Source organism: Rossellomorea yichunensis, assembly GCF_032337515.1.
Lineage (GTDB): Bacteria > Bacillota > Bacilli > Bacillales > Bacillaceae_B > Rossellomorea > Rossellomorea yichunensis.
Genome location: NZ_JAVYAD010000004.1, coordinates 438,976 through 458,672 on the forward strand (window position 1 = coordinate 438,976; position 19,697 = coordinate 458,672).

Here is a 19,697-nt window from a genome sequence, read left to right on the forward strand (position 1 = left end):
TTATTTTTCTCTCCTTTTAAAAGTTTTTTGGTTTATATACTTTTGAAAAGAAGAGATTGCCTGAGGTGGTTGTGACGGTGGTGCGTTTAACCATTGATCATAATAAAGATTCTTTTTCTCATATAAATTGGCTTTTTGGAAGTTGACGGCCATTGCCTGCTGATCCGACACATACCATAAAGATGTTGACCCGGTTACCTGCCCACTTACTCCACTTGTGCTTGAAGACTGACTTGTAGAATGAAAAGTTGTGGTCGTTAGTAGCGGTTCCATCTTTTTGACCGGCGTGAAAGGAAGTTCATTCTGTTTTTCTGACTCTTCCGCCTTGGCACGTTCTTTTTGCTCAACTTCAGCCGGTTTTGTAAGTATCGTTTCATTTAATTGTTTCGCTTTGCTCATTCTGATGGAGCTTTGATCTGCTTTCTCAGCAGATGTTTCGGCTGGAACCTCTTGTTGAACCGGTTCTTTCCGGACATCCACTTTCTCCACTTCGGCATCATCATTCTCTATCTTTGTGTCGACCGAGGGCTCATCCTTCACTTCTGTTTCAACAATCCCAGTGTCCACTTTTACCTGTGGATCCTCGGAAACCTCGACATCGACAATCCCTGTATTCACTTTCACTTCAGGGTCATCTGACAGGTCGACTTCCAATAGAGGCTTATCATCTGACAATGAATCTGAAACAGGTTTGGTTGTTTCTTCCACGGTGTCAGTGACCGTCTTTGTCGTTGAATCCACCGTACCGGTTACTGATTTCGTTGTTTTTTCAACAGTATTTGTAACAGCCTTGGTCGTATTGTTCACCGTTTCCGTTACAGGAGCCGCTGAGTCCCCTGCGATATCCGTAACCGGTTCCGTCGTGTGCTCCACGGTTTTCTTCACCGTGTTTCCGGCGGTCTTAGTTGTGGCATTCACAGTGCCAGTAACTGTCCCTGTTGTACGATCAACCGTATCTGTCGCCGAATCAACCGTCTCGGAAAGCATATTTCCCTTTGAGTGATTCTCATCCTCTGAAGTTGTTTCAGCGGATGGTTTGTCCTTCTCCTCGTCAGGAGCGGAAACGGCTTCATTCACGGTAGTCGTTGCTTTGTCAGTGACCGCGTTGACTTCATTCGTCACAGTGGAGAGAAGTCCCCCTTCTGCCGAAGCAAAAGTAGGAATACTGATGACTCCCAAAAAGAGCAAAGCCTGAATTAGGTGTTTTTGCACTGCGTCTTGTCACCTCCTTCCGATTCAATTGATCGGATGCTGATTTTAAAGGGATGCCGAAACTTATGTACCAGGTACAAACATCATGAATGGTGCCTGGTACAAAATCCAAAAATCGTACCCGGTACACCCTTCATGAATCATGCCCGACACGCGCCCTGCATCCAATTTTCATAAAGCTAACGAAGGTGGTTCACGATTGGATCACTTTTTTTCAAAAAGTTTTGCAGAAAATTTTCAGAAAAGGATGAATCCGAAAAATTTCCTTTACCCCCTTTTTTCATCAAAAATGAGATGTTACAATGTACAACCGTAAGCAATCTTAACGTAGCTCATTCGAAGAGCTAGTCGGAGATTCCAATCAATACTACGCAAAGAAAGGATGTATATTTCAATGCATATCGGAAGCAAAGGCTGGTACGTAGAAGAACTAAAAAAAGCGGGAGTACGCCGCTACGAAGAACGCAAAGTAGAATCCTACAAAAAACACGTTCTTGCAAACCTGTTAGAACGTACAAAATAAGAAGACACAAGAGAGGGACGGACCTCGATTCCTATGACCTGGTCATAGGAATGAAGGTCCGTCCCTCTTTTTTATTTCAGTAGTTTCGAAGAGTAGATCGGATTCAGGTTTTGTTGCAGGGAGTATTTTTTGGTACGGTTTAGTTTGTATGGTTTGTTTTTGAGCAGGTAGGCTTGGTATTTCTTGTTCCAGCTTTTTAGTGACCAGAAGATCAGGCCGGTGGTTGTGACAACCAATCCTCCAGTTGCTGGCCAGAAATAGGTTGAAATGACACCTGATTCATAGGCCAGTCCGATGGGTGAAAATATGAAATACGTTTGCACTACGGACGCCATGAGCACAATGGACAATGGGATGCTGTATTTCCACGGCATCATATCCACTTTCGGATTGTATCGATACTCGTATGGCTTCTTCAATGGCTTCCACCAGCCGATTGCTACCATCAACACAATCTCTGAAACAAACAGGATTCCATATATATGAATAAAGTTAATATTGATAGAGAATCCGAATAAATGGCCTGTTCCCCATACAAGCATATAATACGTGAACACGTGAAGAATGATCACTGTTTTGGCGGCTAAAGCAGGAATGCGTTTTGAGAACACCCCAACCAATAAAACGACGATAATCGGGATGTTAAAGAACCCTGTGAACTTTCGGATCAGATCCCATAAGCCGTCCGTCGCATGAATCAACATTGGTGACACACACATGGAAACGACCGCGAGTGCCGCTCCAAACCACTTACTGATCGAAATTAATTTCTGATCACTGACATCCGGGTTGAACTGAGGCTTATAGATATCAAGTGCAAATAACGTCGCTGCACTATTTAACAGGGAATTAAACGAGCTAAGCACCGCTCCCAGTAACACGGCTAAGAAGAAACCTGTCAGATACCAGGGCAGCACCGCGTTAATCAGTGCCGGATAAGCCAAATCCACACTTTTCAATGAATCTCCATAAAGATGAAAAGCAATGACTCCCGGCAGCATCATCATAAACGGAACGAGAAGCTTATAGAATCCTGAAATGATGACACCCTTCTGTCCCTCTGCCAGATTCTTCGCTCCTAACGTTCGTTGAATCACGTACTGGTTAGATGCCCAATAAAATAAATTCGCAAAAATCATTCCTGTGAAGATCGTGGAAAACGGAACAGAATCAGAAGAAGAACCTATTGAGTTCAGCTTTTCCGGGTTGTTCGTGGCAATCTCCTTTACTCCTGATAAGAAACTTCCTTCACCTAAAGCATAAAATCCTAAAATCGGAACAAGAATCCCGATGATCAAGAGGCCGACCCCGTTTAACGTATCGGAAATGGCAACGGCTTTCAGTCCGCCAAAGATGGCGTAAATGCTGCCGATGATCCCGATCACCCACACAATCACCCAGATCGATTGAGTATAGGAAATACCCATAAGCCCGGGTACATCAAATAATTTCAACACGGCAAGTGCCCCTGAATAGAGCATGGATGGAATCGTAACAAATACATACCCGAGCATAAAGAGAATGGTTGTATACTGTCGAACTCCCTTGTCATAACGTTGATTCAGAAACTCTGGTAATGTCGTGAAGCTTCTTCCTAAATACTTTGGAAGTAAATACAGGGCCATGATGATAATCGCGATGGCGGCGGTCACTTCCCACGCCATATTTGAAAGGTTTGCACGGAAGGCTTGTCCGTTTAAACCGACCAGCTGCTCAGCCGATAAGTTCGTTAATAGAAGAGACCCGGCGATGAACGTACCCGTCAGCCCTCTCCCCGCCAAAAAATATCCTGTCGAATCGTTCAATGATCCTTTAGTCTTAATGTATGAAATCCAAGCAACCAACCCCATAAAAAACACACAAGTCAATAGTGTAAACAGCAAACCACTTTCAAACATGCATCCTCTTCCCTTCATATTTATTACATGTGTTTGTGAAAGTTCCCCAAATGTTATACTGGTAAACTATTATTTTTGTAATTTTGTTAAAAATAGTAATTTAGATTCACCACGTTTTTCCATGCTTTTCTTTACAAAAAAACTATTGTGATAGTCTTCAGTCATATGATAGAGTAGAAAACATATTTCAAATCAACTTCATACGAATTCCTTATATATCTATGGTGATATGGACCATAAGTCTCTACCTGGCAGCCGTAAAGTGCCGGACTATAAGGAAAGTCTTTTCTATATGCTGTTTGTGTATGGAGACTTTCCCTATTTTTTAGAGAATGTCTTCATGCACTTTTTTATTTTTCTGAGAGGTCAGACATCATACGACGTAAACCTGAGGATTCGTTGAAGATTACATGTTGGGGGATTGGTATTGTGAGTTTAATATATGGCATCTTATCATTACTTGGAGTTCTATTCTTAGCGTGGCTGTTGAGCAGCAACCGCTCAGCCATTCAATGGCGCACGATCGTCATCGGGATCTGCCTGGAATTCCTGCTTGTCTTGTTTGTATTAAAAGTCCCATTCGGACAAACCATTTTGAAAAAAGCTGCCTTGGGTGTACAAAAAGTCATCGACTACAGCAATGAAGGAATCATGTTCGTGTTCGGAGGATTTTTTGAGAAGGGAACGAATATTTCATTTGTGTTCGCCATCAATGTTCTGGGTGCGATCATCTTTATTTCTGCACTTATTTCAGCACTTTATTACTTGCGAATCATCCCGTTCTTGGTAAAATATATCGGAATCGGGTTGGGTAAGATCCTTGGGACGACGAAGGTTGAATCGTTTAATGCGATCGGAAATTCTTTTCTTGGATTAGCTGAAGCCCCCCTTTTGATTAAACCTTATTTAATAAAACTGACGCGTTCTGAACTTTTTGCCGTTATGGTTGGGGGAACTGCTTCAGCAAGTGGAGCGATATTAATTGGATATTCATTGATGGGAATCGACATGAAATTCCTTCTACTATCCGTCTTCAGTGTGCCGATCGTCTCTCTTGTGATCGCCAAAATCATCGAACCTGAAACGGAAGAATCCAAAACGAATGGTGATATTTCATTAGGAAAAACCACTCATACGAACGTATTCGAAGCTATTTCCGAAGGTGCCCTTAGTGGTACACAGCTGGCCATCAATATTGGTGGACTGCTCATCGCGTTTATCGGGATCCTTGCTCTCGTCAACGGATTACTGGGTGCTGTCGACATGAGTCTTTCCACGGTCTTCGGCTACCTGTTCTATCCACTTGCACTACTCGTCGGTATTCCGATGGATGAAGCGTTCCGTGCTGCCTCCATCATCGGGACGAAGCTTTCTGTGAATGAATTCGTCGCATACAAAGAGCTATCAGGATTGATGAGCGAGCTTTCACCAAAGACCGTTGCGATTCTTTCCGTTGCCCTTTGTAACTTTGCGAACCTGTCTTCGATCGGACAATTGATTGTCGGATTGGGTTCTTTAGAGCCGACACAGCGTCCGATGGTTTCTAAGTTAAGCTTGAAAGCCATCATTGCCGGTACACTGGCAAGCTTCATAACGGCCATTATCATTAGTATATTTCTATAACTTTTTCTCGCGATTATGTTTCTTCCGACCGCCTTTAGTGAATAGTATAAGGTAGCAATCTTTTTGCACATTGATAACGGAAGGTGAATTCATTGAGAGAAAAAAAGTTTATGAAAGAAACGAAAACAAGTAAAACGACCCACGTTCTTCCACCCGACACCAACCATCATGGTACATTGTTTGGTGGAAAACTGATGGCCTATATAGACGACGTGGCCTCCATTGCCGCTACCCGTCACGCCCGTAAGCCCGTCGTAACGGCTTCAACAGATTCCGTCGACTTCCTGCAACCCATAAAAGTCGGGGATGCCGTCACGTTGGAAGCTATGGTTACCTACACGGGTCGCAGCTCCATGGAGGTTTGTGTGAAGGTCACTTCAGAGGTGCTTCTAACAGGAGAAACCAATGTGGCAGCCATCTCCTTCTTGACCTTTGTTGCTTTAGAAGGCAATAAACCAGCCGTCATTGCGGAAGTCGTACCGGAAACAGAAGAAGAAAAATGGCTGAACGAAACCGCCAAGAACCGTGCCGAGCACCGCAAAGCACGCAAAAAACATAGTCAGGAGCTTGCGGAGTTTTTCCGTAAAGCGTATTGATGAAGGGGAGATGCTTGTAGAGAGCATCTCTTTTTTTTGTGGAAGAGTCCGTTCGCCGTTATCTTGGAATCCGGTCTCCTGCCGAATATTAATCGTACGAAATTTCATAGCCTAAATTAATACGACGAATCAGCACTTCGCTGATATATGTGGAATTCCGCTGATAAAAGGTTCGATTTCGCTGATAAAACGTAAATTCCGCTGATATCTTGCGTCCGATGTCTAAAACGCTTCTCATTTCCCGTCCAAAATCCATCCCCTCCCCCTTTTCCGATCATATCAATTGTAGTTCCACACCAGATAATTGTAATTATCCATTTTAGTTGCCGAATCCCCCCAAATAATGGTGAATATCCAATTAACATTACCAAACCAATGTACACAACCACCTTCCACACCACATACTCACTCTGAAAACTCCAATCATCCCCACAACATTTTTTTCCCTCCTCCCCTTCAAAATAGGTCCGTCCCTCCGATAATACAGAGGTACGGACATGTGAATGTCTCAATATTTATTTTTGGAGGTAACGGTTTGAAGAAGTTAATCAGCGTGTTTCTTCTTGTCATGCTTGTTGTGGCGGGATGTTCCACACCTATGACGGAGGAAGCGAGTGTAGAAAAGCAGCAGAGTATTGGAATCCTTCTCTCTGACACAGGGCTTGGGGATGGATCGTTTAACGATTCGGCATTTAGAGGATTAGAACGGGCCAGGGATGAATTAGGTATTTTATTTGATTATAGAGAAGCACCGGACGGAAACTTTGAAGAAGCACTCCAGGAGCTGATCGATCAGAACCATGAGCTTGTGATCGGCCTTGGATTTTCGATTCAAGATGCTATTGAAAAGATTGCAAAAGAAAATCCTGATCAGAAATTTCTATTGATAGACGGATCCTCAGATGTGGATAACATCACATCGATTACGTTTAAAGAACATGAAGGCAGCTTCCTTCTCGGTATGGTGGCAGCTATGAAATCAAAAAGCAACACGATTGGATTCATTAGTGGAGCCGATGTTCCTGTTATTCAACGATTTGAAAAAGGGTTTGAACAAGGTGCTCAGTATATCAATCCTTCCATAAAGGTATTGAAAGACAACGCCGACAATTTTGGTGACGCTGAGCTTGGTGGGAAAATAGCTGAGAACCAAATGAAACAAGGCGCAGACTTTATTTATCCTGCCGCTGGTTTTACAGGAGTGGGAGCGATTCAGGCTGCGCAAAAAGCAGGCATTTTATCTGGAGGGGTCGACTCGGATCAATACTTCATTGCCGAAAAGTCGGTTGTCACGTCCATGGTCAAAAAAGTTGATAACGCGGTATTCAACATAACAAAAGAACTTATTTCAAATCAAAAAATAACTCAACAAGCCTATGAGCTGGGGCTCAAGGAAGATGGCGTGGGATTAGCCCCCATTCGTGTGACCAGCTTGTCTCCTGAAGAAACAAAACAACTAGAAGACGCTAAAAACAAAATCATCTCTGGGGACATTAACATTAAATTGCAATAAATCTCAACTAAGGAGTATTCTCATGGCATTAAAAAGACGTTTACTGATTTTGGGACTTATCCCCCTTATCCTTTCGACGATTATCATTGGGTACATCGTCTCTCAACTGATTTCTCTTCAAAATTCTGCAAATGAAGATGTACAAGTACTTCTTGAAACAGAGACATTGCGGGGAGATTTGAATGTGGCAAAGCAGGCACTATCCAATTACTCCGTCAATTCAACAGCAGAAAATAAACAAATCGTAGAGGGCATTCTGGAAGAAACATCTACGCAGATCTCAGATTTAAAAAAGCTTTTGACAATTAAAGATCAGCAAGAAACCCTTTCCTCCATCGAGGCGAAATTCACAGATTTGAAGACTGCATCAGATGCAGCTCTCACTGAAATGAACAAAGCGGAGATCAAACGACAGTCGATCCGCATCTCCGGCGTCCTGAACGATATGTATCTATTAACGAAACAAACAAATGATTGGTATCAAAGCCTTTTAAAAGAAAACAAGAGGCAAATTGAATTTATTGTATGGGTGTCGGTGATCGGGTTTATCTTAACCATCATCCTATCCATGGCAGCATCTACCTTATTGACACAGCGAATAGTTAAGCCTTTAAACATTATGGTGGATAACGCTGAAAAGATGGCCAATGGTGATTTAACGATTTCAGTTGAGTCGGTTAAAGAGAAAAACAGTAAATTTGAAGTGGACAAACTCCAAACCGCTTTTCACCATATGGTTCTGAACCTGCGGAGTACGGTTCAATCCGTCCATGATATCGGATCAAATGTAGAGAAGTTCACCCAGGATGTACGCTCACAAATGACGAGTTTGGCAGAAAGCAGCAACCAGGTGGCGATTTCGACTGAAGAACTGGCAAAAGGAAGTCAATCCATCTCTGAAGATATCCAGTCAACGGCTGCTTTAATGTCTCTGATGGGTGATGATTTTGCCCAGAATGTGAGACAAAGCGGAGAATCATCCGCTAGCAGTAAAGTGGCATTGGATTCGGTTGAGCATGGCCGGGCATCCTTAAATAAGCAGCAGGAATTTGCTGAAATGATCGCCGAATCTTCTTCATCCATCATGGATTCCATCGAACACTTTGCCCAATATACCGGTGAAATTGAACATGCTTCCCATGCGGTAAGGGAAATTGCCGATCAAACAAATCTCTTAGCACTAAACGCAGCAATCGAAGCAGCCAGAGCCGGGGACGCAGGAAAAGGATTCGCCGTCGTTGCCCAGGAAGTCCGAAAACTGGCAGAAGATTCATCCGTTGCAACCGAGCGAATCGGTAACATGGTCGGAAATATCAAAAATGGCATTCACTCTATTATGGAAGCTTCTCAAAAGGGGAAATCCCTTTCTACTCAGCAAGTGGACTCCATGAGTGTGACAGAGAATGCGTTTAAAGACATATCCGGAAACGTTTCAACCATTTATGAAAATTTAGTACAACTTGAAAATGGTATGCAAGCTTCGAATGAGCGTACCCATCAGGTGATTGCAGCCATTGAAAACATCTCGGCGATCACAGAGGAAACCGCTGCCGGAACGGAAGAAATTTATTCTTCTACCGAAGAGCAGCTGAGGTACTTCGAACAAATGAATGAACAAGTAGGAAAATTGAACGTAATGACAGCAGAAATGAAAAAAGAATTGGAGCGGTTTACGCTTTGATAATGGGAAAATGCCTCCTGGTGGGGCATTTTTTTGTTTGATAGATCGATTGAAATTGAAGGGGTTTCGGCCGTTCGCCGTTATATTGAAAGTATCGCCGTTAAAACGGGATTTTCGCCGTTATTTTGGATTCCGCTCACCTGTTGCTTATTCATAGTTTGAGAATTCATCCAGGTGAGGTAGTTTCATAGTCACCGTTTCAGCCGTTCGCTGATATATGTGGAATTTCGCTGATATATCGAATATTCCGCTGATAAAATGCAAATTTCGCAGATATCTTGTTTTCAATGCCTAAACTCTCCTTCTTTACCTACTAAATCCATCCCATCTTCTTTCAACCTATCAGAGTAATGGCGATTATACCCGGAAGATAATATAAATATTATCGAAATCAAAAGAAATACACTACCTACTACAAGAGTCCCCGTCCCCTCCATTTTCACCCAAGCACCATCCCATATAACCACTCCCATGTCCCGAACTCCCCCTTCACCACCTTCCGACTACTCCAAACATCCCTATCTATATTACAGAACGTTTAAATTTTTTTAACGAACAAAAAATCAAGGTCCGTTCCTACGTACCCATATAGGTATACAAAACCCCTCCATCACACACTTTCATTTTTTTAAAAACGCTTTCACTTCTGTCATACTTTGTAATAATTTGTCGGTGGTAAATATCTCCACCTACATAACCCTCAAAAATCTCCTATACTGTATAGAAGGTTATACTGTCTAGAATTCTTATAGTTGGAGGAATATTGATGTTATCAAACTCTGAAATTGGTATCGATTTAGGAACTGCAAATATACTTGTTTATAGTAAAAATAAAGGAATTATACTTAATGAACCTTCTGTTGTCGCGATCGACACAGAGAATAAAACGGTCTTGGCGGTTGGAACTGAAGCCAAGAGCATGATCGGGAAAACGCCAGGGAAAATCGTGGCTGTGCGCCCGCTTAAAGATGGTGTGATTGCCGACTTTGATGTGACAACTGAAATGTTAAAACAAGTGATGAAAAAAGCGAGTAAAAAACTTGGATTCTCTATCCGCAAGCCAACGGTTGTCGTTTGTACGCCTTCTGGTGCAACAAGTGTCGAGAGAAGAGCGATTCAGGATGCCGTAAGAGGAAGCGGTGCGAAATCCGTGACTCTTATTGAAGAACCTGTAGCTGCTGCCATCGGTGCTGATTTGCCTGTAGGTGAGCCTGTTGCCAACGTAATCGTTGATATCGGTGGTGGAACGACGGAAGTAGCGATCATCTCTTACGGTGGCGTTGTTTCCTGTAACACGATCCGTATCGGTGGAGATCAAATGGATGAAGATATCGTTCAGTACGTTCGCAAACGTTACAATCTGTTGATTGGTGAAAGAACCGCTGAATTAGTGAAAATCGAAGTGGGTCAAGCACTGATCGACCATGAAGAAAGAACGATGGATATTCGTGGACGTGACCTTGTGACGGGCCTTCCAAAAACGATCGAACTATCATCCAATGAAATTCAGGATGCGTTGAAAGAATCTCTTCTTCACATCCTGGAAACGATCCGTGCGACATTGGAAAATTGTCCTCCTGAACTAAGTGGGGACATTGTCGACCGCGGTGTGATTCTGACTGGAGGCGGAGCACTTCTGAACGGACTTCAAGATTGGTTGAGCCAGGAAATCGTCGTACCGGTTCACTTAGCTCCAAACCCGCTGGAATCAGTGGCCATCGGCACAGGACGTTCCCTATCCGTGATTCACAAGTTACAAAAAGTAAAATAAACACGAGGTATCCCCCATTTCATTGGGGGATATTTTATTATCAATCCGAAGCTCCCCTATTTACCCCACTAACATTTTTTTCAAACATTTATGATCCAAAATCTAATTCCATTCGTTAGCTTATTAAAATTGAGTTCCTAACCGTTGTTTAGTATCCTTATTTTATATGTCAAAGATAAGGAGCGTAATATGCCCAATGATCGACACGATTTAGAACTGTATCAGCAAGTTTTAGCCAAAGATTCAACAGCATTACGACAACTTTATCAACAATACGAAAAACTGATTTATTCTTTCTCTTATAAAATGACAGGTGATCGGGAAATTGCAGAGGAAGTGATTCAAGAGGTATTTATGAAACTCTGGAAAAAGCACTCTCCCTATGACCACAGTAAAGGAAAATTTTCATCATGGCTGTTAACGATGACGAGAAATACGTGCCTTGATGCGATCCGCAGGCGAAAGAAACATGAGTCTGTTGAATATATAGAGAAAGACTCCCTGCAGGTGACCCATGAGACTCCTGCCGATCAGTTGGAATGGAAAGAAAAAGGAGCAGCGATTCGGGAGTGTATCCAGTCGTTGAAAGATGAACAGCAAAACATTGTACAATTATTCTATTTCAAAGGGTTGACTCAACAATCCATTGCCGATTCCACTGACATTCCACTAGGGACTGTCAAAGGAAGAATTCGTTTGGCGCTAAAGCATTTACACACGTGTCTTAAAGGGAAAGGAGGTCAATTCGAATGACTACACACCAATGCGATTACTTACTGGATTACTACAACGGTCATTTATCTGAACTTGAGAGAGCCCAATTTGAAAAACATCTGGAAAGCTGCCCACAGTGTCAGGAAGAACTTCATGAACTGGAGCAGTTAGCAGAATATATGCCTTTCGCATCTGATGTTGTCGAGCCTCCTAAAGACCTGGAAGACCGTGTTTTGGCTAACATTCTGAGTGAAGAGAAGCCAAAGGCTAACGTCCAACCTTTCTCCACTAAGAAAAAGAGATCATGGTTCCTCCCTTCTGTCGCAGCTGCCCTGGCCCTTTCCTTAATCGGGAATGCGTATCTGTTTACACAGCTCGAGGACCAGAACGAAGTGGTTGAACAAGCAACCATCGATCAGGTAGTACAATATGTCGACCTCGCTGCCGTCAGTGGAAATGCAAAGGGTACAGCAAGTATCATCAAGCAGGGGGAACAAACAAGCATGGTGGTCCAGGCTTCTGAGCTTCAGGGGCTTTCTGACGAAGAAGTGTATCAGGTCTGGCTCATTAAAGACGATAAACCAGAGCGAGCCGGAACATTTGTCACGAGTAAGGATGGCAAAGGATCGGTTGTATTCAAGTTTAACGAAGAGTTCACGAAGAAAGATTGGGATACGGTGGCCATCACCCTCGAGCCCGATGCGAACAGCCAGTTACCTCAAGGGGAGATTGTTTTAGCTTCGGAAATATAAAAAAAGTTCAATAAATGTTTTTCGCCCGGCAGTCCAGTACTGCCGGGCTTTTTTATTTCTATTGATGATTATTTCGTTTTTTTGTCTATCGAAATGTTCGAGAAATTCGCACCAGGGAATTAAGTCCTATGTAACAGAGGATATACAAATGTTAAACAATATCTATTCGTTATTCATTTCTACTTTTTATATGGCTACATAGTAGAATACCCCCTATCCTTGTTATCTTTTACACCCTACTTTTCACCCCTATTAAAAAATAATAGAAAAAATTCGAAAAATGTGATCCATGTTTGAACTTCTGTCGTTAGCTTTATGAAAATATAAAAAAAAACAAAAGGAGCGATTCAATTATGAAAATGAAAAAAAGTTATTTAGCCGTCCCTTTAAGTATGACATTACTAGTACCGACTGTAGGTACAGTTTCAGCCCACAACGGCGAAGATCATTCACACGAGGTGAAAGTGGATACTCCAGCAGGAGAATTAAGAACAACATTGGACCATTTACTTACTGAGCATGCATACTTAGCGGTGGAAGCGATGAGACGCGGAGCTGAAGGAGCTGAAGATTTTGACGCAGCAGCCGGTGCCCTGAATGATAACGCAGCCGATTTAAAAGGAGCGATCGCTTCTGTATACGGTGAAGAAGCCGGTAATCAATTCAACACAATCTGGACGAATCACATCGGATTCTTCGTTGATTATGTAAAAGCTACAGGTGCTGATGATCAAGCGGCGAAAGACGAAGCACTTGCAAATCTTGCAGGCTACAAAGAAGAGTTCTCTAACTTCCTTGAAACGGCAACTGGTGAACGATTAAAATCTGATAGTTTGGCAGAAGGACTTCAAATGCATATCAACCAACTGATCGGTGCTTTTGATAGTTATGTAGCCGGTAACTATGAAAAGGCTTACGAATACGAGCGTGAGGCTATCGGACATATGGGAATGGTATCAAAAGGATTATCAAGCGCCATCACGGATCAATATCCTGACAAATTCGAAAATACCATGGCTGTTACTCCGGCAACGGATTTACGTTCAACTCTTAACCACTTATTAACAGAGCATGCTGCCCTTGCAACGATGGCCATGCAAAACGGGATTGACGGATCAGAAGATTTCGATGCTTCTGTTGGTGCCCTGAATGCAAATACCGACGACCTGTCTGCAGCAATCGCTTCTGTATACGGTGAAGAAGCAGGTAACCAGTTCAAAGACATGTGGTCCAAGCATATCGGGTTTTTCGTTGATTATGTGAAAGCAACAGGTACTGAAGATGAAGCAGCAAAAGAAGAAGCCCTTAAGAACCTTGATGGATATCGTGCAGAATTCTCCAAATTCCTTGAAACGGCAACGGACGGTCGTTTAAAATCTGACGCCTTAGCAGAAGGACTTCAAATGCACGTGGATCAACTGATTGGAGCATTCGACAGCTATGCTGCCGGTGATTATGAAAAATCCTGGGATCAAATCCGTATGGCATATGAGCATATGCTGAATCCTGCAAAAGGATTATCAGGAGCATTTGCTGATCAGTTCCCTGACAAATTCAAAGCCAATATGCCTTCTGAAATGCCAAACACCGGTATGGGTGGAACAGCCGGAAATGAATTCCCATTCGAATTCCTTCTTGCAGCTCTGCTGATCATCGCTGGTGGAACCACACTAGGAATGAAAAAATACGCTACACACAAAAAATAATAGGAAAAGATGAGAGGGACGGACCTATTAAGGTCCGTCCCCCAGTGTGAAGATGAAAGGAGTGGCTTCACATAATGTATACTATGAGGGTTGTACTACTTGTGCTTGTACTATTGCCCATTTCTGCTTGTTCTGCAGGATTAAGTTCAAGTTCTCAAGAAGACAAGGCGCACAACCGATAAACAAGACGAAAAGCCGTAAGATCAAACGGAAAGCACCACCACTTCCCCTTTCCCATAAATAAAAAACAGCACGGACTCTTTCCGCTGCTGTTTTTTTATGGATATTTTTACAAGATAGAGAAAACCTACTAGTAAGGAAGGTGAAGATGATGAACGAACAACAACTTGAAGATCTGTTCAGCTTTTATGGCTATGAGAATCTATACAAGCGATTCAAGACCCCTCTTTATGTGACTGGCATTATGGATGATGCAGATGCAGAATTAGTTGAAGATTTCTTTGAGAATTTCACATTCGATGGACCTGTTTTATTTGATGAGTTCAGGTTTTGGTTTCAATATTATGAAGTGTCCAAACAACCGCCATTCACGTTATAAAAAAAGCTGCTTTCTGTACAAAACAGAAAACAGCTCCCCTTAATAAGGCGCATCCTGATAGAAATAATTCGTCGAATTCCACGTATTGTCGTACTCTTTATGAAATATATGAGTCGCTGCCGGGGACACAGGTGGTATCAACCATGTCCAATCCCCGGTCACATCACGGTCGGCGCTCTTCTCGTTCTCTTCAAACAAGCGGAACTGCTGGGCAGCCGTATGATGATCCACGATGCTTACCCCATCTTCTTTAAAGGAATGGAGCACGGCGATATTCAACTCGATCAGCGCTTTATCTTTCCACAACGTTGCCGCCCTCGACATATCCAACCCCATGCAGCTCGCTACTTTCGGCAGAAGATTATAGCGGTTCTCATCCGCAAGATTCCGTGCGCCGATTTCCGTCTCCATATACCAGCCGTTAAACGGAGCTGCTTTATATGAGATGCCCCCGATTTTCAATTCCATATCAGAAATGATCGGAACTCCATACCACTTCAACCCCAAATCCTGGAACCAGTCAAACTCAGGGTGGCGTAGAGGAACCTCCAACTTAAGTCGGGATTCAATCTCTTTCCACTGTGGAGGTCCGTCCCCGATTTGCACGACGAAAGGCAGGACATCAAAGTCAGTCCCCTGCCCTTTCCAGCCAAGCTCCTCGCATTTCTTCGTAAAACCGATGGAATGCGGGTCTCCTGCATACTGCCCATCCTCCACATAGCCGGCATATCTGATCAATTGATGATTCCATAGTCTGATGTCAGGCTGCTGTGGCTGAGACGGTCTGAAGATGGTAATCGTCGGACGGATTCTACCATTATTGGAAGCATAGTCGAGGTGGCGCTTTAACGCACCGAAAACCTCGTCCTCCGTCGACGCTTCCCTTTCGTCAAACACGTTCAACGAATTCCAGAACAAGCGGCCGATGCAGCGATTGCTATTTCTCCACGCCATCTTGGCTCCGTGTACAAGCTCTTCTCTTGTATGAGTATAGGTTCCTTCTGTTCTTAGTTCATCTTCTATTTGTTGTAAGCGCAGCATCATGTCTTGCACGCTTTTATTTAATTCCTGATAACATTGCTCAATGAAGGCCCTCGCCTCATCCAAAATCTGTGTCAATATAATCGCTTCCCAACTTTCTTATTCAGCGCATACTGTACCTTCAAGTATACCATTTATCCTATACTCTTTTCCTTGGTACATTTGAACAACCATTGAATCTTAATGCGTCAGCGCTTTTTCATAGCAGCGATATTCCTGATGCCCCTCTGGTTTAGAGGTGAAATAGACCGATCCCCGGTAATCATAGCCCATTTTTTCATAAAGGTAATTTGCTCCCGTGTTCCTCGAATACGCATCTAACCGGATACTATCGAAGCCTTTTTCACGAGCGAACTCTTCACATTTCTCCATGAAGATTTTCCCCAATCCATTACCCTGCTGAAGGGGATCGAGAAACAAGGCATGAATCACCCACTCATTCTCAAGTTTCCAAGGAATCTCGGACCATTCCGGGGACTGCCATTCATTCAGGGTCGCGGATCCTGCTATTTTTTCATCTATCATAAGTACGTACAGATTTCCATTTGTCATTTCTTCCTCAAAATATTCACGGCTTGGGTAGACTTCATTCCATTGAAGTAATCCCTTTTCATCCAGATCCTTTTTACATCTCAAGTACACGTCCATAATTGTGTCGAGATGGTCAGGATTCGCTTGCTTTAGTTGAATGTTCATTTTTTTTTCCTCTTCTTATCATTGGATTTATGTACTCTTCTAGTGTTTCTTGATGATATGGCGGTTATACTGAACCCCGCAATCAACCTTTCACGAATCATGAGAGTGGTGATCCCTTCAGCTTTTCTGCCACTCTCTCTCCTGCTGAAATCCCGGATAAATAAGCACTTTCAAACCGAGTACGTCCTGCTTCATCATTTTCTCTTAAAAAGGCGTCTCCACAAACAATAACCCGCTGATTACTTCCAAGTTCCACATAAGGGGAGCGAACGACTTTTTCTGCCTCTGCATATTTCCAGCGTTTCAATTGAGCATCGACCAGTTGATTTCCCTCTCCGAGATGAAGTTCTGCAACCTTCTGAATTTCACCCAAAATGGTGTCGTCCTCAAGATCAAAGCGCTTCTTCGACCAGGCTCCCGTCATATACACACTCACCGTTACTGTTGAAGAAATTCCTTTCTTATGATGATCCACCACCCGTTCAACTCCCGGGGGTAATTGTTCGTCCTTATGTCCCGGTGCAGGTACGATGCTTACCTGATTAAAGGTGAACATTCCAACGAAACAAGGAGCGAACGTGATATGCTTTAGCTCCTTGCTTTCGATCTTAGGTAGCAAAGTAAGGGCTTGAGGTACTGGTGCCGTTACGATGATATGTTCGCAAAGGATCTTTTCACCATTATCCAGTTCCACTTCCAGAGGTCCGTCCCTCCCATCAAGGATGGAGGAGACTTTCGTATTAAGCTCAATTGGAAGTGCTTCGGCCAAGTTTTTGGCCAGGGCGTTCATTCCATTGACTGAGGTGTAGCGCGGGTAGGGGTCGCCAAACCACCTTTTGATCCAGCCTGACTGGAGCCAATTCTCAACGTCTGTTTGAAGTTCTGGAGAGCGAACAGTGAAGAACTGTGCGCCGTGATCCGCTTTTCCGTCTTGGATACGCCTTGTGGCGAGTCTCCCTCCGACACTTGTACTCTTTTCAATGACGATGATATCCGTTATTCCATTATCTTTTAACGTTTTGGCAGCCATGATCCCTGACAGGCCTCCACCGATGATGATCACTTCTTTTTTAAACATTCAATCTCATCCTCTCTTCTTTTTCATTATACAAAGGTCATTGGAAATTATGGAAGGGAGATGACTTCAACGTCATCTCCCTTCTACACTAACCCATTAATTCTTCTAACTCCTGATACATTTTGTCTCGATCCTGCTCTTTCTGTTCTTTTTCCTTATACAGTTCCTGAAGGATGTCCAAGTCTTCTTGTGAAAGAAGCATCTCTTCAATGGAAAAAATCTCTTCTTCAACCCGTTCCAGCTCAGCTTCCACCTCTTCCATCTTCCGCGACGGTTTTTCAGGTGCCGCTTTAGGGGGTGCTTCTTTTTTCACAACAACTGCAGGCACTTCCTGCGGAACAAGTTCAGGCAGCTTTTCCTTTGCCCAGCTATATGGACCATCAAAGAAATAAAGTTCGCCCTTATGAATCCAGTACGTTTTCTTAAATAACTTATTTAAAAAGTACCGATCATGAGATACAGCCAGGATCGTGCCTTTAAAGTCCTCCAAGGCATCCTCCAACACTTCTCTTGAATCAATATCCAGATGGTTCGTCGGCTCATCAAGGACAAGGAAGTTAATGTCCTGATACATCAATTGGGCAAGGCGGAGTCTCATCTTTTCCCCACCGCTCAGCTGCCCTACTCGTCGAAACACATTCGGTCCATAAAATAAAAATTTAGCTAGAATATGCCGTGCATCTCCCTCTGTCACGGGAACCTCTTCCCGAAACACATCAATCAAACGAACACTTGGATCCGCTACCGTAAAGTGCTGGGAAAGATAGCCTAATTTCACATTGCTTCCGATTTTCACAACACCTGCATCGGCGGTTTCTTCCCCGAGAAGCATTCTGATAATCGTTGATTTACCGGTTCCATTCTGTCCGACAATCGCAGTACGATCCTTGAAGTGGACGAGGAGATCGGCGCCACTGAACAAGCTTTTGTCTCCATAAGCCTTTGAAGCACCCTCCATGGAAAACACGATTTTCCCGCTTCGATCCGTTTCCTCAAATTCCAATCCCATCTTCTTACGGTCCAGAACCGGGCGCTTGATCTTCTCCATCCGTTCTAACGCCCTCTCCATGTTACGTGCCCGTTTATGCAAAGCTTCGTTAGGAGGATTAGCCTGATTTGCCCATTCCCTTAACCGTTTGATCGCTTCCTTCATTTTCTTGATTTTCTTCTGTTGCTCCTGATAGGCTTGAAATTCGATCATCAAACGTTCTTCCTTTTCCTTCACAAAACCGGAGTAATTCGTATGATAAATCGTCAATTCCCCGTCCTCTAAGTCATACACCTTCGTAATCACGTTATCGAGAAAATAGCGATCATGGGAAATACACACGACGGTGCCCTCATACTCTCTCAAAAAATCCTCCAGCCATTCCACGGCTCCGATATCCAGGTGGTTCGTTGGTTCATCAAGGAGCAGAAGATCAGGTTTTTGCAAAAGTATCAAGCCTAAACAAAGCTTCGTTTGTTCCCCACCACTGCAGTCATTGAAGTCCTTATCCACCAATTCACTGATGTCCAATCCATTGACGATCTTTGAAATATTGGATTCAATTTCATATCCCCCGGCAAGAGTGAATCGGTCCTGGTTTTTGCCGTATTCCTCTAATAATCGGTTGAGAGTATCGGCATCTTGCTCCGTCCCCATTTGAAATTCCAATTCTTTTAATCGCTCACCGGTCTTGATTAATTCGGAAAACGCAGAGCGTAATACGTCAAGTCCTTTCGTACCTTCCGGATAATCAGGGATTTGCGCAAGGTAGCCTACCCTGGCTCCCTTCTTTAAATGAACAAGACCTTTATCAGGGGATTCGACTCCTGATAATAATTTAAATATCGTCGTCTTCCCCGTCCCATTTCTGCCAACGAGACCGATTCTTGCTCTTTCTGGTATTTCAAAGGATAAGTCCTCAAATATTAAATGTCCTCCAAACATCTTACTTAATTCCTGTGCACTGCATAGTATCATTTTCCTCTTCCTTTCGTTCATCTATTTTAAGGTAAGAGGTTCCGTTATGATCACAAAAAAGCCATGGGAAGCAGAAGGCTCTCCCATGGCTGATCGAAGTGCGATGGCACTTCCCCCTTTTATAAAAGAAGGCATAAAAAAAGAGAGCGAAAACGCCCCCTTTTTCCGATTCTTTATAGAAAAGTGATTGGAATTGAGACCTCTTACCGTTCAGTATTCATATTTATTTGCTGAAAAAGGGCATACGTGTCCCCTTGAAGGCAAATACATGAAAAATTGCACGGCAAATGTAAATATAGTCTAAATACTTCCCACGCAATCCTACAGAACGATTCATCTCAATTCCACCTCCTTTTCCATTAAACGAT

At 43.2% G+C, this 19,697-nt stretch carries 20 protein-coding genes and 1 riboswitch; of the genes, 11 read left to right on the forward strand and 9 right to left on the reverse strand.

Going from position 1 to position 19,697, the window contains the following annotated elements; genetic code table 11:
- A complete protein-coding gene (locus tag RSX31_RS13190; protein ID WP_315634857.1) occupies positions 1-1,212 on the reverse strand; it encodes a hypothetical protein in 1,212 nt (403 codons plus the stop codon).
- 394 nt (positions 1,213-1,606) lie between these two features.
- Between RSX31_RS13190 and RSX31_RS13195 the strand changes: the two genes are divergently transcribed.
- Positions 1,607-1,735 carry a YflJ family protein gene (locus RSX31_RS13195; protein WP_079530789.1) on the forward strand — a complete coding sequence of 43 codons (129 nt, stop codon included), beginning with the start codon at positions 1,607-1,609 and terminating at the stop codon, positions 1,733-1,735.
- Positions 1,736-1,806: 71 nt separating this feature from the next.
- On the opposite strand, the gene RSX31_RS13200 is transcribed toward RSX31_RS13195, so the two are convergent.
- Positions 1,807-3,633 (reverse strand): solute:sodium symporter family transporter, encoded by a 1,827-nt coding sequence (locus tag RSX31_RS13200; protein WP_315634858.1) that lies wholly within the window; start codon positions 3,631-3,633, stop codon positions 1,807-1,809.
- Between the two features lie 191 nt (positions 3,634-3,824).
- Positions 3,825-3,926: riboswitch (purine riboswitch) on the forward strand.
- A gap of 136 nt (positions 3,927-4,062) precedes the next feature.
- Here RSX31_RS13200 and RSX31_RS13205 point away from each other — a divergent pair.
- Positions 4,063-5,256, forward strand: a complete 1,194-nt coding sequence (locus tag RSX31_RS13205) for a NupC/NupG family nucleoside CNT transporter (RefSeq protein WP_315634859.1) — start codon at positions 4,063-4,065, stop codon at positions 5,254-5,256.
- A 92-nt stretch (positions 5,257-5,348) separates the two neighbouring features.
- Positions 5,349-5,852, forward strand: a complete 504-nt coding sequence (locus RSX31_RS13210; RefSeq protein ID WP_113968670.1) for an acyl-CoA thioesterase — start codon at positions 5,349-5,351, stop codon at positions 5,850-5,852.
- 88 nt (positions 5,853-5,940) lie between these two features.
- On the opposite strand, the gene RSX31_RS13215 is transcribed toward RSX31_RS13210, so the two are convergent.
- On the reverse strand, positions 5,941-6,108 hold the full coding sequence (locus RSX31_RS13215) for a hypothetical protein (protein ID WP_315634860.1): 168 nt from the start codon (positions 6,106-6,108) through the stop codon (positions 5,941-5,943).
- Between the two features lie 279 nt (positions 6,109-6,387).
- On the opposite strand from RSX31_RS13215, the gene RSX31_RS13220 reads away from it, so the two are divergent.
- Positions 6,388-7,365 (forward strand): BMP family ABC transporter substrate-binding protein, encoded by a 978-nt coding sequence (locus tag RSX31_RS13220; protein ID WP_315634861.1) that lies wholly within the window; start codon positions 6,388-6,390, stop codon positions 7,363-7,365.
- Positions 7,366-7,387: 22 nt separating this feature from the next.
- Complete coding sequence (locus RSX31_RS13225; protein ID WP_315634862.1) at positions 7,388-9,046, forward strand: methyl-accepting chemotaxis protein; 1,659 nt, start codon at positions 7,388-7,390, stop codon at positions 9,044-9,046.
- Between the two features lie 284 nt (positions 9,047-9,330).
- On the opposite strand, the gene RSX31_RS13230 is transcribed toward RSX31_RS13225, so the two are convergent.
- Positions 9,331-9,519, reverse strand: coding sequence for a hypothetical protein (locus RSX31_RS13230; RefSeq protein WP_315634863.1), 189 nt, complete (start codon positions 9,517-9,519; stop codon positions 9,331-9,333).
- Between the two features lie 293 nt (positions 9,520-9,812).
- Here RSX31_RS13230 and mreBH point away from each other — a divergent pair, with 293 nt between their 5' ends.
- The 5 genes from mreBH to RSX31_RS13255 all read left to right on the forward strand — a co-directional run bounded on the left by mreBH (position 9,813) and on the right by RSX31_RS13255 (position 14,548).
- Positions 9,813-10,817, forward strand: a complete 1,005-nt coding sequence (mreBH, locus tag RSX31_RS13235) for a rod-share determining protein MreBH (protein ID WP_034761217.1) — start codon at positions 9,813-9,815, stop codon at positions 10,815-10,817.
- A 189-nt stretch (positions 10,818-11,006) separates the two neighbouring features.
- On the forward strand, positions 11,007-11,570 hold the full coding sequence (locus tag RSX31_RS13240; protein WP_315634864.1) for an RNA polymerase sigma factor: 564 nt from the start codon (positions 11,007-11,009) through the stop codon (positions 11,568-11,570).
- The gene (locus RSX31_RS13245; protein WP_148995173.1) at positions 11,567-12,283 is read left to right on the forward strand and encodes an anti-sigma factor; all 717 of its coding nucleotides are present in this window, start codon (positions 11,567-11,569) and stop codon (positions 12,281-12,283) included. Before RSX31_RS13240 ends, RSX31_RS13245 begins: the two co-directional genes overlap by 4 nt.
- 353 nt (positions 12,284-12,636) lie before the next feature.
- Entirely contained in the window at positions 12,637-13,989 is a 1,353-nt protein-coding gene (locus RSX31_RS13250; protein WP_148994993.1) for a copper amine oxidase, read from the forward strand.
- A gap of 331 nt (positions 13,990-14,320) precedes the next feature.
- On the forward strand, positions 14,321-14,548 hold the full coding sequence (locus tag RSX31_RS13255; protein ID WP_148995174.1) for a hypothetical protein: 228 nt from the start codon (positions 14,321-14,323) through the stop codon (positions 14,546-14,548).
- 39 nt (positions 14,549-14,587) lie between these two features.
- Here RSX31_RS13255 and RSX31_RS13260 read toward each other — a convergent pair whose 3' ends face one another.
- The 4 genes from RSX31_RS13260 to abc-f all read right to left on the reverse strand — a co-directional run bounded on the left by RSX31_RS13260 (position 14,588) and on the right by abc-f (position 19,329).
- Positions 14,588-15,667 carry a nitric oxide synthase oxygenase gene (locus RSX31_RS13260; RefSeq protein ID WP_148994994.1) on the reverse strand — a complete coding sequence of 360 codons (1,080 nt, stop codon included), beginning with the start codon at positions 15,665-15,667 and terminating at the stop codon, positions 14,588-14,590.
- A 102-nt stretch (positions 15,668-15,769) separates the two neighbouring features.
- Positions 15,770-16,285 carry a GNAT family N-acetyltransferase gene (locus tag RSX31_RS13265; protein WP_148994995.1) on the reverse strand — a complete coding sequence of 172 codons (516 nt, stop codon included), beginning with the start codon at positions 16,283-16,285 and terminating at the stop codon, positions 15,770-15,772.
- A 97-nt stretch (positions 16,286-16,382) separates the two neighbouring features.
- Positions 16,383-17,363 (reverse strand): NAD(P)/FAD-dependent oxidoreductase, encoded by a 981-nt coding sequence (locus tag RSX31_RS13270; RefSeq protein ID WP_148994996.1) that lies wholly within the window; start codon positions 17,361-17,363, stop codon positions 16,383-16,385.
- A gap of 88 nt (positions 17,364-17,451) precedes the next feature.
- Entirely contained in the window at positions 17,452-19,329 is a 1,878-nt protein-coding gene (abc-f, locus tag RSX31_RS13275) for a ribosomal protection-like ABC-F family protein (protein WP_315634865.1), read from the reverse strand.
- 46 nt (positions 19,330-19,375) lie between these two features.
- Between abc-f and RSX31_RS13280 the strand changes: the two genes are divergently transcribed.
- Positions 19,376-19,516: a hypothetical protein gene (locus RSX31_RS13280; RefSeq protein ID WP_187443192.1), complete on the forward strand. Its 141-nt coding sequence runs from the start codon at positions 19,376-19,378 to the stop codon at positions 19,514-19,516.
- Positions 19,517-19,552: 36 nt separating this feature from the next.
- On the opposite strand, the gene RSX31_RS13285 is transcribed toward RSX31_RS13280, so the two are convergent.
- Positions 19,553-19,666, reverse strand: coding sequence for an RAxF-45 family protein (locus RSX31_RS13285; protein ID WP_282137584.1), 114 nt, complete (start codon positions 19,664-19,666; stop codon positions 19,553-19,555).
- Between the last annotated feature and the right edge of the window lie 31 nt (positions 19,667-19,697).